The organism is Streptococcus sp. GMD1S, assembly GCF_000296875.1.
GTDB lineage: Bacteria > Bacillota > Bacilli > Lactobacillales > Streptococcaceae > Streptococcus.
Genome location: NZ_AJQY01000236.1, coordinates 1 through 743 on the forward strand (window position 1 = coordinate 1; position 743 = coordinate 743).

Annotated in this window: 1 pseudogene; it reads right to left on the bottom strand. The window is 43.6% G+C overall.

The features are described from left to right. Positions 1-743 (bottom strand): annotated as a pseudogene (locus GMD1S_RS08520) (GMP synthase (glutamine-hydrolyzing)); the annotation flags it as partial.

Sequence of the window (743 nt, forward strand, 5' to 3'; positions counted from 1 at the left end):
TCTAGTTTTTCTTCAGTGATTTCACCCATGACACGGATAGCAAGTCCTGGTCCTGGGAATGGTTGGCGCCATACGATGTGGTCTGGCATACCAAGCTCTGTACCGAGGGCACGGACTTCGTCTTTATAAAGAGTGTTCAATGGTTCAATCAGTTCAAACTGCATGTCTTCTGGAAGACCACCCACGTTGTGGTGTGATTTGATGGTTTGAGCAGTATCAGTTCCAGACTCAATCACATCAGTGTATAGTGTTCCTTGAGCAAGGAATTTCACATCTTTGAGCTTGCTTGCTTCGTCATCAAATACATAAACAAACTCATTACCGATGATTTTACGTTTTTGTTCAGGGTCAGAAACACCTGCAAGTTTGTCAAGGAAGCGTTTTGCAGCGTCTGCTTTGACGATATTCAACCCAAACTTACCACCAAGCATGTCCATAACTTGGTCTGCTTCCCCTTTACGGAGAAGACCGTGGTCTACAAAGATACAGATTAATTGATCACCAATCGCTTTTTGAAGAAGAACTCCAACAACAGAAGAGTCAACACCACCTGATAGACCTAGAAGAACACGCTTGTCACCTACAGTTTCACGGATTTTCTTGATCTGCATATCGATGAAGTTGTCCATTGACCAGTCACCCTTAGCTTTACAGATGTTAAGGGCAAAGTTGCGAAGGATATCATTCCCGTATACAGAATGGCGAACTTCTGGGTGGAATTGGATACCATAGATGTGCTTGTC